At 58.7% G+C, this 12,732-nt stretch carries 23 protein-coding genes and 1 pseudogene; all 24 read right to left on the reverse strand.

From position 1 onward, the window contains the following. Positions 1 to 167 precede the first annotated feature (167 nt). Positions 168 to 818: an adenylate kinase gene (locus FHT85_RS24670; RefSeq protein WP_112412017.1), complete on the reverse strand. Its 651-nt coding sequence runs from the start codon at positions 816 to 818 to the stop codon at positions 168 to 170. Continuing rightward, a complete protein-coding gene (secY, locus tag FHT85_RS24675; RefSeq protein ID WP_015339610.1) occupies positions 815 to 2,155 on the reverse strand; it encodes a preprotein translocase subunit SecY in 1,341 nt (446 codons plus the stop codon). Before secY ends, FHT85_RS24670 begins: the two co-directional genes overlap by 4 nt. A gap of 226 nt (positions 2,156 to 2,381) precedes the next feature. Then, positions 2,382 to 2,852 (reverse strand): 50S ribosomal protein L15, encoded by a 471-nt coding sequence (gene rplO / locus FHT85_RS24680; RefSeq protein WP_095434669.1) that lies wholly within the window; start codon positions 2,850 to 2,852, stop codon positions 2,382 to 2,384. Positions 2,853 to 2,869: 17 nt separating this feature from the next. Then, positions 2,870 to 3,082, reverse strand: coding sequence for a 50S ribosomal protein L30 (gene rpmD, locus FHT85_RS24685; RefSeq protein WP_007690786.1), 213 nt, complete (start codon positions 3,080 to 3,082; stop codon positions 2,870 to 2,872). A 13-nt stretch (positions 3,083 to 3,095) separates the two neighbouring features. Then, entirely contained in the window at positions 3,096 to 3,665 is a 570-nt protein-coding gene (gene rpsE / locus FHT85_RS24690; protein ID WP_004118414.1) for a 30S ribosomal protein S5, read from the reverse strand. A 130-nt stretch (positions 3,666 to 3,795) separates the two neighbouring features. Continuing rightward, a complete protein-coding gene (rplR, locus tag FHT85_RS24695) occupies positions 3,796 to 4,158 on the reverse strand; it encodes a 50S ribosomal protein L18 (RefSeq protein ID WP_004118412.1) in 363 nt (120 codons plus the stop codon). Between the two features lie 12 nt (positions 4,159 to 4,170). Beyond that, a complete protein-coding gene (gene rplF, locus FHT85_RS24700; protein ID WP_015339608.1) occupies positions 4,171 to 4,704 on the reverse strand; it encodes a 50S ribosomal protein L6 in 534 nt (177 codons plus the stop codon). Positions 4,705 to 4,745: 41 nt separating this feature from the next. Continuing rightward, positions 4,746 to 5,144 (reverse strand): 30S ribosomal protein S8, encoded by a 399-nt coding sequence (gene rpsH, locus FHT85_RS24705; RefSeq protein WP_015339607.1) that lies wholly within the window; start codon positions 5,142 to 5,144, stop codon positions 4,746 to 4,748. Between the two features lie 12 nt (positions 5,145 to 5,156). Next, positions 5,157 to 5,462: a 30S ribosomal protein S14 gene (gene rpsN, locus FHT85_RS24710; RefSeq protein WP_004118406.1), complete on the reverse strand. Its 306-nt coding sequence runs from the start codon at positions 5,460 to 5,462 to the stop codon at positions 5,157 to 5,159. 33 nt (positions 5,463 to 5,495) lie between these two features. Further along, positions 5,496 to 6,053, reverse strand: a complete 558-nt coding sequence (gene rplE, locus FHT85_RS24715; RefSeq protein WP_015339606.1) for a 50S ribosomal protein L5 — start codon at positions 6,051 to 6,053, stop codon at positions 5,496 to 5,498. Then, positions 6,046 to 6,354, reverse strand: a complete 309-nt coding sequence (rplX, locus tag FHT85_RS24720) for a 50S ribosomal protein L24 (RefSeq protein ID WP_015339605.1) — start codon at positions 6,352 to 6,354, stop codon at positions 6,046 to 6,048. Before rplX ends, rplE begins: the two co-directional genes overlap by 8 nt. Before the next feature lie 11 nt (positions 6,355 to 6,365). Next, positions 6,366 to 6,734, reverse strand: coding sequence for a 50S ribosomal protein L14 (rplN, locus tag FHT85_RS24725; RefSeq protein WP_003573790.1), 369 nt, complete (start codon positions 6,732 to 6,734; stop codon positions 6,366 to 6,368). Between the two features lie 225 nt (positions 6,735 to 6,959). Beyond that, on the reverse strand, positions 6,960 to 7,199 hold the full coding sequence (gene rpsQ, locus FHT85_RS24730; protein ID WP_015339604.1) for a 30S ribosomal protein S17: 240 nt from the start codon (positions 7,197 to 7,199) through the stop codon (positions 6,960 to 6,962). Positions 7,200 to 7,211: 12 nt separating this feature from the next. Continuing rightward, positions 7,212 to 7,412, reverse strand: coding sequence for a 50S ribosomal protein L29 (gene rpmC, locus FHT85_RS24735; RefSeq protein ID WP_007690763.1), 201 nt, complete (start codon positions 7,410 to 7,412; stop codon positions 7,212 to 7,214). Positions 7,413 to 7,423: 11 nt separating this feature from the next. Next, a complete protein-coding gene (gene rplP, locus FHT85_RS24740; protein WP_004118395.1) occupies positions 7,424 to 7,837 on the reverse strand; it encodes a 50S ribosomal protein L16 in 414 nt (137 codons plus the stop codon). Positions 7,838 to 7,873: 36 nt separating this feature from the next. Beyond that, on the reverse strand, positions 7,874 to 8,599 hold the full coding sequence (rpsC, locus tag FHT85_RS24745) for a 30S ribosomal protein S3 (protein WP_004118393.1): 726 nt from the start codon (positions 8,597 to 8,599) through the stop codon (positions 7,874 to 7,876). Beyond that, on the reverse strand, positions 8,599 to 8,988 hold the full coding sequence (gene rplV / locus FHT85_RS24750) for a 50S ribosomal protein L22 (RefSeq protein WP_015339603.1): 390 nt from the start codon (positions 8,986 to 8,988) through the stop codon (positions 8,599 to 8,601). Before rplV ends, rpsC begins: the two co-directional genes overlap by 1 nt. Before the next feature lie 2 nt (positions 8,989 to 8,990). Beyond that, entirely contained in the window at positions 8,991 to 9,269 is a 279-nt protein-coding gene (gene rpsS / locus FHT85_RS24755; RefSeq protein WP_015339602.1) for a 30S ribosomal protein S19, read from the reverse strand. Between the two features lie 15 nt (positions 9,270 to 9,284). Then, complete coding sequence (gene rplB, locus FHT85_RS24760; protein WP_015339601.1) at positions 9,285 to 10,121, reverse strand: 50S ribosomal protein L2; 837 nt, start codon at positions 10,119 to 10,121, stop codon at positions 9,285 to 9,287. Positions 10,122 to 10,132: 11 nt separating this feature from the next. Beyond that, positions 10,133 to 10,426 (reverse strand): 50S ribosomal protein L23, encoded by a 294-nt coding sequence (locus FHT85_RS24765; protein ID WP_015339600.1) that lies wholly within the window; start codon positions 10,424 to 10,426, stop codon positions 10,133 to 10,135. Continuing rightward, on the reverse strand, positions 10,423 to 11,043 hold the full coding sequence (rplD, locus tag FHT85_RS24770) for a 50S ribosomal protein L4 (protein ID WP_015339599.1): 621 nt from the start codon (positions 11,041 to 11,043) through the stop codon (positions 10,423 to 10,425). Before rplD ends, FHT85_RS24765 begins: the two co-directional genes overlap by 4 nt. Positions 11,044 to 11,056: 13 nt before the next feature. Next, the gene (gene rplC / locus FHT85_RS24775; RefSeq protein ID WP_015339598.1) at positions 11,057 to 11,698 is read right to left on the reverse strand and encodes a 50S ribosomal protein L3; all 642 of its coding nucleotides are present in this window, start codon (positions 11,696 to 11,698) and stop codon (positions 11,057 to 11,059) included. 39 nt (positions 11,699 to 11,737) lie between these two features. Beyond that, positions 11,738 to 12,046 carry a 30S ribosomal protein S10 gene (rpsJ, locus tag FHT85_RS24780; RefSeq protein WP_003547547.1) on the reverse strand — a complete coding sequence of 103 codons (309 nt, stop codon included), beginning with the start codon at positions 12,044 to 12,046 and terminating at the stop codon, positions 11,738 to 11,740. Positions 12,047 to 12,354: 308 nt separating this feature from the next. Further along, positions 12,355 to 12,732 (reverse strand): annotated as a pseudogene (tuf, locus tag FHT85_RS24785) (elongation factor Tu); the annotation flags it as partial.

The raw sequence follows: 12,732 nt of genomic DNA on the forward strand, positions 1-12,732 counted from the left end.
GCCCGGGAGCTGCTTGTTCGATGTGTGTCCGCCACATGTCAAAACGACCGTGCTCGGACTTCCCGTTGGAAATCCGCGCCGATCGCATAGCATGTCGCGAGTTGGCGCGGTGTTTAGCGGAATCAGCGCGAAAAAGCAACCGCTCCGGCAAGTTTATTTTAGGCTATCTAGAGCTTAGCCAGGATAGCCTCTATGCTTTCGGTCACATGCTCGATATCGGCCATGCCATCGATGCTCTGCAACTTACCCTTAGCATAGTAGTAACCGATCAGCGGCGACGTCTCCTTGTAGTAGACTTGGAGGCGAGTCGCCATGGTTTCAGCATTATCGTCAGGGCGGCGCTTGAAATGGGTCGAGCCGCATTTATCGCAGACACCGGCATTTGCAGGAACCTTGTCAGTGTCGTGATAGACGCTGCCGCAGTTCGAGCAGGAATAGCGGCCGGAGACGCGGCGAATCAGTTCGGCATCATCGACCTTCAACTCAATCACAACGGAGAGTTCGAGGCCCTTCGCATCGAGCATTTTTTCGGTGGCATCGGCCTGCACCAAGGTGCGCGGAAAGCCGTCGAGGATGAAGCCCCTGACGCAATCCGGTTGATCGATGCGCTCGGAAACGATCGCATTCACGATCTCATCCGAAACAAGCTTGCCGGCGTCCATGACAGCCTTGGCGCGCTTGCCGACTTCCGTGCCGGCCTGAACGGCCGCGCGCAACATATCGCCTGTGGAAAGCTGCGGAATGCCGTGCTTTTCCACGATGCGCTGGGCCTGGGTCCCCTTACCTGCTCCCGGCGGCCCTAAAAGTATGAGTCTCATCGCCCCCTCTTTCCTCCACGCAACTTCGATTTCTTGATCAGGCCTTCATATTGCTGTGCGATCAGGTGACCCTGAATCTGCGCCACCGTATCCAGCGTTACGCTAACCACGATCAGAAGCGAAGTGCCACCCAGAGACAAGGGAATACCGGTCTGGGATACGAGAATTTCGGGCAGGATGCAGACGAAGACAAGATAGATCGCGCCGATGACCGTGATGCGGGTCAGCACGTAATCGATATATTCGGCAGTGCGCTCACCCGGACGGATACCCGGAATGAAGCCGCCGTGCTTCTTCAGATTGTCGGCCGTGTCCTTCGGATTGAAGACGAGAGCCGTGTAGAAGAAGGCGAAGAAAGCGATCAGGGCGCCGTAAAGCACCATATAGACCGGCTGGCCGTGGCCGAGTGCCGCAACGATCGAGGTAACCCAGGTCGGGAGCGCGGTGTTGTTGCCGAGGCCTGCAACGGTTGCCGGCAGCAGCAGCAGCGACGACGCGAAGATCGCCGGGATGACGCCCGAAGTGTTGAGCTTCAGCGGCAGGTGCGACGTATCGCCCTGGAACATGCGCGTGCCGACCTGGCGCTTCGGATACTGGATCAGAAGGCGACGCTGCGCGCGCTCGACGAAGACGATGAGTGCGATGACCAGAATGGCGACGATCAGCACGGCGAGAATGAGCGGCGTGGAAAGCGCGCCGGTGCGGCCGAGTTCGAGCGTACCGGCAAGCGCGGTCGGAAGACCTGCAGCGATACCCGCGAAAATGATCAGCGAGATGCCGTTGCCGATACCGCGCGACGTCACCTGCTCGCCAAGCCACATCAGGAACATTGTGCCGCCGAGCAGCGTGATGACGGTGGAAATGCGGAAGAACCAGCCGGGATCTACGACCACGCCGTTGCCGTGCTCCAGACCGATCGCAATGCCATAAGCCTGCAATGCGCCGAGCAGCACCGTGCCGTAGCGGGTATACTGGTTGATGATCTTACGGCCCTGCTCGCCTTCCTTCTTCAGGTTTTCGAGCGACGGGACGACCGACGTCATCAGCTGAACGATGATCGAGGCGGAAATGTAGGGCATGATGCCGAGCGCGAAGATCGCCATGCGCTGCACAGCGCCGCCCGAGAACATGTTGAAGAGGCCGAGAATGCCGCCCGACTGATTCTGGAAAGCCTGGGCGTAAGCGGCAGGATTGAGGCCAGGAAGCGGAATGTGGGTGCCGAGCCGGTAGACGAGGAGAGCGCCGAGCGTAAACCATAGGCGCTTCTTGAGATCCTCGGCTTTGGCAAAGGTCGAAAAATTGAGGTTGGACGCCAATTGTTCCGCTGCAGAAGCCATGCAAATCTCCGCATCACCAATTCCGGCATAGTCGGCCGAGTCCGGAATCGGTCTGTAAATTGTTCAAAAGCCGGGCTTCGGACGGATTGCGCAGCAATCGGGCGCCTCACCCTTGGTTCCCGTTATCGATCGGAAAGACACTTGCCGCATCGATCAGATTCGTGAGGCTCACATATGGGAGCAAAATCGCCCGAAGTGAAGTCACTTCGGGCGATTATTGATAATATTATTCTGCGGCAGCAGCGAGCAGCTTAACGGAGCCGCCAGCCTTTTCGATCTTCTCGACTGCAGACTTGGAAGCGCCTGCAACTTCAAGCGCAAGCTTCGCCTTCAGTTCACCGTCCGAGAGAACGCGAACGCCGTCCTTGACGCGGCGAATAACGCCGGCAGCCTTGAGAGCCGCTGCATCAACGGTGTTCTTGGCATCGAGCTTGCCGGCATCGACGGCAGCCTGGATGCGTGCCAGCGATACGACGACGTAGTCGGATGCGAAGATGTTGTTGAAGCCGCGCTTCGGCAGACGACGGTAGATGGGCATCTGACCGCCTTCGAAGCCGTTGATCGCAACGCCCGAACGGGACTTCTGACCCTTCACACCACGGCCACCGGTCTTACCGGAGCCGGAGCCGATGCCGCGGCCGAGGCGCTTGCGGCTGTGGGTCGAGCCTTCGTTATCCTTGATTTCATTCAGTTTCATAGCGAATTACCTCCGGCTCACTTCTCGTCGACAACGCGAACGAGATGCTGGACAGCACGGATCATGCCACGAACAGCCGGAGTATCTTCCAGCGTGCGGCGACGGTGCATCTTGTTCAGTCCGAGACCGATCAGCGTCTTCTGCTGAACATCCGGACGGCGGATCGGGCTGCCAATCTGCTCGACCGTAACGGTCGCCTTAGCTTCAGCCTTCTTGGTCGTCTTGGCCATAGGTCAAACTCCCTTATTCTTCGGAGGCGTTGCCCGAAGCGGCGCGGCGAGCCTGCAGGGTGGCATACTTGATGCCGCGCTGAGCTGCGATGTCCTTCGGGTGAACCTGGTGCTTCAGGGCGTCGAACGTGGCGCGAACCATGTTGTACGGGTTCGACGAACCGGTCGACTTGGCAACGACGTCATGAACGCCGAGCGTTTCGAAAACGGCGCGCATCGGGCCACCGGCGATGATACCGGTACCGACCTTGGCCGAGCGCAGCAGAACCTTGCCGGCGCCATGACGGCCATGAACGTCGTGATGCAGCGTACGGCCGTCGCGCAGCGGTACGAAGATCATGTCGCGCTTGGCGCTTTCGGTTGCCTTGCGGATAGCTTCCGGCACTTCGCGTGCCTTGCCATGGCCGAAGCCTACGCGGCCCTTCTGGTCGCCGACGACGACGAGAGCGGCGAAGCCGAAGCGACGGCCACCCTTAACAACCTTGGCGACGCGGTTAATCGCGACCAGCTTGTCAACGAATTCGCTATCGCGCTCTTCACGGCTCTGACGGTCTTCCCGCGGAGCCCTCTTTTCCTGTGCCATTGTCCTCTTCCTTTTTCTTTTCCGGGTGCAATCGGCAAACAAAACGAAGACCGCATGCCTTCCCTTGCGGGAAACCTGCGGTCCGGTGAATATCCGGCCGGCATCCTGGGATCGCCGGCCGGAAATCTGATTAGAAGGTCAGGCCGCCTTCGCGGGCTGCTTCAGCCAAAGCCTTGATACGGCCGTGGTAGATGAAAGCGCCGCGATCGAACACGACTTCCTTCACGCCGGCCTTGGAGGCGCGCTCTGCAACGAGCTTGCCAACGAGGGCTGCGGCTGCGGTATCGGCACCGGTCTTCAGAGAACCGCGCAGATCCTTGTCGAGGGTGGAGGCAGCCGCGAGGGTCTTGCCAGCCACGTCATCGATGACCTGGGCGTAGATGTTCTTCGACGAGCGATGAACCGACAGGCGCGGACGGCCATTGGCCACCGACTTGATTTGGCGGCGCACGCGGTTGGCGCGACGCGCAAGTGCTTCTTTCCTGCTAGCCATTTCGCGTGATCCTTACTTCTTCTTGCCTTCTTTGCGGATGATCCGCTCTTCGGCATACTTAACACCCTTGCCCTTGTAGGGCTCGGGGCCGCGGTATTCGCGGATTTCAGCGGCAACCTGGCCGACCTGCTGCTTGTTGATGCCGGTGACGACGATTTCCGTCGGCTTCGGCACAGCGATCGAGATGCCCTGCGGCGGCTCATAAACCACGTCGTGGCTGAAGCCGAGCGCGAGCTGCAGGTTCTTGCCCTGCATGGAGGCACGGTAGCCGACGCCGTTGATTTCGAGCTTGCGCTCGTAGCCGTCCTTAACACCCTTGAGGATGTTCTCGATCATCGTGCGGGACATGCCCCACTTTGCGCGAGCATCCTTGGAGTCGTTGAGCGGCGTCACGACGATTGCATTGTTTTCCAGCTTGAGACCGATTTCGTCGTTAGCGACGAAAAACAGCTCGCCCTTGGGGCCCTTAGCGGTCACTTTTTGGCCATCAACCGTGGCCGTGATCCCTGCAGGTACCTGAACGGGCTTCTTACCGATACGAGACATTTTTCAAACCTGTCTGTTTCGAAGGAGATGTCTGTTCGATCTTAGAAGACCGAGCAGAGAACCTCGCCACCAACATTCTGTTCGCGAGCCTGGTGATCGGCCATCACACCCTTCGGAGTCGAAAGGATGGTGATGCCGAGGCCGTTCGCGACCTGCGGAATGGACTTGACCGAGACATAAACCCGGCGGCCCGGCTTAGACACGCGGCCGATCTCACGGATCACCGATGCGCCTTCGTAGTACTTGAGTTCGATGTTGAGCTCAGACTTGCCGTTGCCGAAATCGACGACGGAATAGCCACGGATGTAGCCTTCAGCCTGGAGTACATCGAGAACGCGTGCACGGAGCTTGGACGCAGGCGTCGAAACCGACGACTTGCGGCGCGAAGCGCCATTGCGGATGCGGGTGAGCATATCGCCCAAAGGATCAGTCATAGACATCTAATCTGCTCCTTACCAGCTGGACTTGACGATGCCCGGCACCTTGCCGAGATTGCCGAGTTCACGCAGCGCGATACGCGACATGCGCAGTTTGCGGTAGTAGGCGCGCGGACGGCCAGACACTTCGCAACGATTGCGAATACGGGTCTTCGATCCATCGCGCGGCAGCGATGCCAGCTTCAGAGTGGCCTTGAACCGGTCTTCGATCGAGAGAGACTGGTTCATGATGATTGCCTTGAGTGCAGCCCGCTTCGCGGCCTGGTTGGCAACCGTATTGCGGCGGCGCTTGTTCTTTTCAACTGCGCTTGTCTTCGCCATATCAGGGTTCCTTTTCTACGCTCGTCGTTACGGTTATTGACGGAACGGGAAGTTGAACTCTGTCAGAAGAGCCCGTGCTTCGTCGTCGGTCGTCGCCGTCGTGCAAACGATGATGTCCATGCCCCACATCTGATCAACCTTGTCGTAGTTGATCTCAGGGAACACAATGTGCTCCTTGATGCCCATGGCAAAATTGCCACGACCGTCAAAGCTCTTCGGGTTCAGGCCGCGGAAGTCGCGAACGCGCGGAAGCGCGATGTTGACCAGACGATCCAGGAACTCATACATGCGGGCGCCGCGCAGGGTAACCTTCGCGCCGATCGGCATATTTTCGCGGACCTTGAAGCCAGCGATGGAGTTGCGTGCGCGGGTGATGACCGGCTTCTGGCCAGCGATGGCCGCCAGGTCGGCAGCAGCAACGGTCGGCTTCTTCGAATCAGCCGTCGCTTCGCCAACGCCCATGTTGATCACGATCTTGTCCAGCTTCGGGATCTGCATCTCGTTAGCGTAGGAGAACTTCTCCTGCATGGCTGCACGGATGCGAGCAACGTATTCTTTCTTGAGCCGCGGCTCGTACTTTACCTCAGCCATCGATCACTTCTCCCGAGGTCTTCGCCACGCGGACCTTCTTGCCATCTACAACCTTGAAACCGACGCGGGTCGGCTTGCCGTCCTTGTCGACGATTGCCAGGTTGGACAGGTGAAGCGAGGCTTCCTTGCTGATGATGCCGGCTTCCTGGTTCTGCGTCTGGCGCTGATGGCGCTTGATGACGTTGACGCCACGAACGACCGCACGGTCTTCCTTCGGCAGCACTTGAATGACTTCGCCGGTACGGCCCTTGTCCTTACCGGTCAATACGACAACCTTGTCGCCTTTACGGATCTTCTGCATCGCTCCGCTCCTTACAGTACTTCTGGAGCCAGCGAGATGATCTTCATGTGGTTCTTGGCGCGAAGTTCGCGCGGAACCGGTCCGAAGATGCGGGTGCCGATCGGCTCTTTCTTGTTGTCGATGAGGACTGCTGCGTTGGTATCGAAGCGGATGACGCTGCCATCCGGACGACGGATGTCCTTGGCGGTACGAACGACGACCGCCTTCATCACGTCACCCTTCTTCACACGGCCGCGCGGAATAGCTTCCTTGATCGAAACGACGATAACGTCGCCGATCGAGGCATACTTGCGCTTCGAGCCGCCCAGCACCTTGATGCACATGACACGACGTGCGCCGGAATTATCCGCCACGTCGAGGTTTGTTTGCATCTGAATCATGTCAGGTCGCCTTCTTGTTGTTACCGGAATGGTTGGGCCAATAGACCCCCTACCCCGGCTTATGGACTAGTGTCTTGTCTGATTATGCCTGGCTTCGCGACCATAAGGGTCGTCTCTGCCGGCCATCAATAAAGCAAAAGAACGCCCGTTCTCGAGCGTCCTGCTTCCAAGCTCGTGCTTCATACAGATATTTCGCCCAAGCGCAAGGGCCTGAGCGAAATTCTGTTACTTGGACTGGGCGGAAATGACCGTCCAGGTCTTGTCCTTGGAGATCGGCGCGCATTCCTCGATGGAAACGACGTCGCCGGTCTTGTACTGATTGTTTTCGTCGTGAGCCTTGTACTTCTTGGAACGACGAACGGTCTTCTGGAGCAGCGGGTGAGCGAAACGACGCTCAACGCGGACAACTACCGTCTTCTCGTTCTTGTCGCTGACCACGACGCCCTGCAGAATGCGCTTCGGCATGTTATTTTTCCTTTAGGCCTTTGCTTCTGCCGCCTTCTGGCGGGCAATGGTTTTTACGCGAGCGATGTCCTTGCGGACTTCGTTGATGCGCGAGGACTTCTCGAGCTGGCCGGTCGCCTTCTGAAAGCGCAGGTTGAACTGCTCCTTCTTCAGCTTGGCAAGCTCGTCCTTGAGTTGGTCGGCGCTCAGGGCGCGAACATCTGCGGCTTTCATGAGCTTCTTCCTTACTCTGCAATGCGCTGAACGAAGCGCGTCTTGACCGAGAGCTTGGCAGCGCCGAGGCGCAGAGCCTCACGAGCGATTTCTTCGCTCACACCGTCGATCTCGAACATCATACGGCCGGGCTTGACCTTGCATGCCCAGTATTCGACAGAGCCCTTACCTTTACCCATACGGACTTCGGTCGGCTTTGCGGTTACCGGAACATCCGGGAACACGCGGATCCATACACGGCCGGCGCGCTTCATATAGCGCGTGATCGCGCGGCGAGCCGCTTCGATCTCGCGAGCGTTGACGCGGTTGGGCTCCTGCGACTTCAGGCCGAATTCGCCGAACGCCAGATCAGAACCACCCTTGGCAACGCCCTTGATGCGGCCCTTGAATTGCTTGCGGTACTTCGTACGCTTTGGCTGCAACATTTTCTTATTCTCCGAACTTATCTGCCACGTACGCTATTAAGCGTTGTCGCGGCGACGGTCTCTATCGCGATCGCGGCTAGCCGGACCCTGGGCGTCGCCTTCGAGCGCGCGGCGTTCGGAGGCCATCGGATCGTGCTCAAGGATTTCGCCCTTGAAGATCCAGACCTTGATGCCGCAGATACCGAAAGCGGTTTCTGCTTCAGCCGTACCGTAGTCGATGTCGGCGCGCAGCGTGTGCAGCGGCACGCGACCTTCGCGGTACCATTCCGTACGAGCGATTTCAGCACCGCCGAGACGGCCGGCGCAGGTGATCTTGATGCCTTCGGCGCCAAGACGCATCGCGGACTGAACGGCGCGCTTCATGGCGCGACGGAAAGCAACACGGCGTTCCAGCTGCTGAGCGATCGACTGGGCAACCAGCGTCGCGTCGATTTCCGGCTTGCGAACTTCAACGATGTTGAGGTGCGTTTCGGAATTCGTCATGTCCGACAGCTTCTTGCGGAGCTTGTCGATGTCAGCGCCCTTCTTGCCGATGATCAGGCCCGGACGAGCCGAGTGGATCGTGACGCGGCACTTCTTGTGCGGACGCTCGATGACCACCTTGGAGATACCAGCCTGCTTCAGTTCGTTCATAACGAACTTGCGCATCTTCAGGTCTTCGTGGAGGAGCTGACCGTACTCGGCATTGTCCGCAAACCAGCGGCTATCCCAAGTGCGGTTGATGCCAAGACGAAAGCCGATTGGATTGATTTTCTGACCCATTATGCGGCCTCCTCTTGAGCTTCCACTTCACGAACGACGATCGTCAGGTGTGCGAACGGACGCTCGATGCGAGATGCGCGGCCACGGCCACGAGCGTGAAAACGCTTCATGACGATCGACTTGCCGACGTAAGCTTCCGCTACGACCAGCGAGTCAACGTCGAGATCGTGGTTGTTCTCTGCATTGGCGATCGCAGATTCGAGCGTCTTCTTGACGGCTCCTGCGATGCGCTTGCGCGAGAATTCCAGCTCTGCGAGCGCGCGATCAACCTTCTTGCCGCGGATCGAAGCCGCGACCAGGTTGAGCTTCTGCGGGCTGACACGGAGCGTGCGCGCAACTGCCTGCGCTTCATTGTCCTTCAGCCGGCGTTCGGTTTTTGCCTTGCCCATTGTTACTTCCTCTTCGCCTTCTTGTCCGCACCGTGACCATAATAGGTACGGGTCGGGGCGAACTCGCCGAACTTGTGTCCGACCATGTCTTCATTGACGCTGACCGGAATGTGCTTGCTGCCGTTGTAGACACCGAAGGTGAGACCAACGAACTGCGGCATGATGGTGGAGCGACGGCTCCACATCTTGATTATTTCGTTACGTCCGCCTTCACGCACCTTCTCAGCCTTCTTGAGAAGATAGCCGTCAACAAACGGACCTTTCCATACTGAACGAGCCACTTGAGACTTCCTCTCTTACTTCTTGCGCTGATGGCGCGAGCGCATAATCATCTTGTCGGTCGACTTGTTCGACCGCGTACGCTTGCCCTTGGTCGGCTTGCCCCACGGGGTCACCGGATGGCGACCACCGGAGGTGCGGCCTTCACCACCGCCGTGCGGATGGTCGACCGGGTTCATGACAACGCCGCGGTTATGCGGCTTCTTGCCACGCCAACGCGAACGACCGGCCTTACCGTCGTTGATGTTGCCGTGATCCGGGTTCGAAACCGCACCGATCGTTGCGAGGCAGGTGCCGTGCACGAGGCGCTGTTCGCCCGAGTTCAGGCGAAGGATCGCCATGCCCTGGTCACGACCGACGAGCTGGGCATAGGAACCGGCGGAGCGAGCGATCTGGCCACCCTTGCCTGGCTTCATTTCCACGTTGTGGATGATGGAGCCGACTGGGATGAACTGAAGCGGCATGGTGTTGCCCGGCTTCACGTCCACTGCCTTTTCCGAAGCGATGACCTTGTCGCCCGAAGCAAGACGCTGCGGAGCAATGATGTAGGCCAGTTCGCCGTCCGTGTACTTCACCAGAGCGATGTAAGCGGTACGGTTCGGATCGTATTCGATACGCTCGACGGTTGCCTCGACGTCGAACTTGCGACGCTTGAAGTCGACCAGACGATAGCTGCGCTTGTGACCACCGCCCTGGAAACGGACGGTGATGCGGCCAGTGTTGTTACGGCCACCCTTGGAGGTGAGGCCTTCGGTCAGCGACTTGACCGGCTTGCCCTTGTAGAGCGAGGAGCGATCGACAATGACCAGCTGACGCTGGCTCGGGGTCGTCGGATTGAATGTTTTCAATGCCATTTTCTTATTCCTCAGAGACCGGTGGAGACGTCGATCGACTGGCCTTCGGCGAGCGTCACAACAGCCTTCTTCACGTCCTTCTGCTTGCCGACGAGACCCTTGAACCGCTTGGTCTTGCCGAGGCGCAGCAGAGTGTTAACGGCCGTAACCTTGACGCCGAAGAGCGCTTCGACGGCAGCCTTGATTTCCGGCTTCGTCGCGGTCTTAGCAACGTTGAAAACAACCTGGTTATTGTCCGAAAGCAGCGTGGACTTTTCGGTGATCGCAGGAGAAACGATCACATCATAATGGCGAAGATCCGTCACTTGAATCGCTCCTCTAGAGCTTCAACTGCAGCCTTGGACAGCACGAGCTTGCCGCGGCGCAGGATGTCGTAAACGTTGATGCCCTGAACCGGCAGAACATCGATATTCGGGATGTTCTGGGCTGCGAGCTTGAAGTTGCTGTCGAGCTCAGCACCGCCGATGAACAGAGCGTTCGTCAGGCCGAGCGTCTCGAAAGCGCCAGCGAGTGCCTTGGTCTTGGCTTCGGTAGCGACGAGATTGTCGATAACAATCACGTCTTCAGCCTTGAACTTGGCCGAGAGAGCGTGACGCAGGCCGAGGGCGCGAACCTTCTTCGGCAGATCATGCTCGTGGCTGCGGGCGACCGGGCCGTGAGCCTTACCACCGCCGCGGAACTGCGGAGCGCGAGCCGAATGGTGACGAGCGCGGCCCGTACCCTTCTGCTTGTACATCTTGGCGCCGGTGCGCGCTACGTCCGCGCGGCCCTTTGCCTGATGCGTGCCCTGCTGCTTCTTGGCAAGCTGCCAGCGAACGACGCGAGCGAGAATGTCTTCACGCGGCTCGAGGCCGAAAATCGCATCAGAAAGGGAAACCTTCCCGGCGTCTTTGCCCTCAAGGGTCTTGACGTTGAATTCCATTGGTTTGGCTCCCTTACTTCGCTGCCGACTTGACGGCGTCGCGCACGATGATCCAGGCACCCTTGGAGCCGGGAACCGCACCCTTGACCAGGATCAGACCACGATCTTCGTCGGTCGATACCACTTCAAGGTTCTGCGTCGTGACGCGGGTCTGGCCCATGTGACCAGCCATCTTCTTGTTCTTGAACACCTTGCCCGGGTCCTGGCGCGAACCAGTCGAACCATGCGAGCGGTGCGAAACCGACACACCGTGCGTGGCACGCAGACCGCCGAAGCCGTGACGCTTGATGGCGCCGGCAAAGCCCTTACCGATCGTCGTGCCGGTCACGTCGACGAGCTGACCCGCCGTGAAGTGACCTGCGTTGAGCTCGGTGCCGACTTCAAGCAGATTGTCTTCCGTGACACGGAATTCTGCGAGCTTGGCCTTCGGCTCTACGCTTGCAACGGCGAAATGGCCGCGAAGAGCCTTCGTCGTGTTCTTAACCTTAGCCTGGCCGGCACCGAGCTGAACTGCAGTGTAGCCATTCTTTTCAACTGTGCGCTGGGCTACAACCTGGCAGCCATCCAAACGCAATACGGTAACCGGGACATGCTCGCCGGCGTCGTTATAGACGCGGGTCATTCCCACCTTCTGTGCAATCACACCTGAACGCATCGGTTCAATCCTTCTCACTCAGCTCGAGGACCGGAGGTCTCAGAGCTTGATCTCAACATCGACACCGGCGGCGAGATCGAGCTTCATCAGCGCGTCTACCGTCTGCGGGGTCGGGTCAACGATGTCGAGGAGGCGCTTATGCGTGCGCATCTCGAACTGCTCGCGGCTCTTCTTGTCGATGTGCGGGGACCGGTTTACCGTAAACTTCTCGATACGAGTCGGAAGCGGAACGGGGCCCCGGACGCTTGCACCGGTGCGCTTCGCCGTCGACACGATCTCGCGCGTGGAAGCATCGAGAATCCGGTGATCGAACGCCTTCAGGCGAATGCGGATATTTTGGCCGTTCATTCGACGTTATCCTTGTGTTTGTTATCTCGCGTGCCTTTCGAAAAGGCACGGTTTGTTCTGTTTCCTAAGGCGGACCACCGGTTTCAAAGATCGAGAGGGACGCCGGCTACGGCATCCCTATCCACTCTTTAGGCCTTTCGGCCCACCTTATTGTTAATTTCATTGGCCACTTCGTCATCCGAAGCAGCGCGCAAATCGCGCTCGCGCGCCATTTGCAACATTTCTATGTCATAAGCAAGCGGCTAGTGCCGCCTGCATCATAATATTGTCATCGAATCGGCCACTCGGATGGAGTGGCCGTCTTCGAATTACTCGACGATGGATGCAACGATGCCAGCGCCGACGGTACGGCCGCCTTCGCGGATGGCGAAGCGAAGCTTTTCTTCCATCGCGATCGGAACGATCAGCTCAACGGCAACCGTGACGTTGTCGCCAGGCATAACCATTTCCGTGCCTTCCGGAAGCGTCACGATGCCGGTCACGTCAGTCGTACGGAAGTAGAACTGCGGACGGTAGTTCGTGAAGAACGGCGTATGACGGCCGCCTTCTTCCTTCGTCAGGATGTAGGCTTCAGCCATGAACTTCTTGTGCGGCTTCACCGAACCCGGCTTGCACAGGATCTGACCACGCTCGACGCCGTCACGGTTAACACCGCGAACCAGTGCGCCGATGTTGTCGCCGGCCTG

It is taken from the genome of Rhizobium sp. BK312, from assembly GCF_014193605.1.
GTDB lineage: Bacteria > Pseudomonadota > Alphaproteobacteria > Rhizobiales > Rhizobiaceae > Rhizobium.